The 410-nt window shown below is 65.6% G+C and carries 1 protein-coding gene; it reads left to right on the forward strand.

Annotated elements, in window-relative coordinates:
• A partial coding sequence (locus tag J0A65_RS26080) for a type IV pili methyl-accepting chemotaxis transducer N-terminal domain-containing protein (protein WP_206597096.1) occupies positions 1–410 on the forward strand: 410 nt, incomplete at both ends.

The following is a 410-nucleotide window of genomic DNA, read 5'->3' on the forward strand; positions in this document are numbered from 1 at the left end:
GTTGAAGAAGTACCTGACATTCATCCTGCTGGCCTGCACCACGCTGGTCAGCCTGCCCAGCCTGGCGCAGCTCACCGATTCCGAGGCCATGAACATGGCTGGCCTGCAGCGTTCGCTCGGCCAGCGCATGGCCAAGGACTACCTGATGCTTGGCGCCGATGTGCGCGTGGACACCGCGCAGCGCCAGCTGCAGGAAACCATCCAGCGTTTCGAAGCCAGCCACAGGGCCCTCTCGGAATACGCACCCAACGCCGAGATCAAAGCTGCCCTGGCCCAGGTCGGTGCGACCTGGTCGACCTATCGCCAGCAAGTCGAGGCCACGCCGGACCAGGCCCAGGCCGTGCAGGTGCTGGCGGCCAGCGAGCAGCTGCTGCAGCAGACCCAGACCGTGACCGATCTGATGGCCAAGC

The organism is Bowmanella yangjiangensis (assembly GCF_017255015.1).
In the GTDB taxonomy this organism is placed as follows: Bacteria; Pseudomonadota; Gammaproteobacteria; order Enterobacterales; family Alteromonadaceae; genus Bowmanella; species Bowmanella yangjiangensis.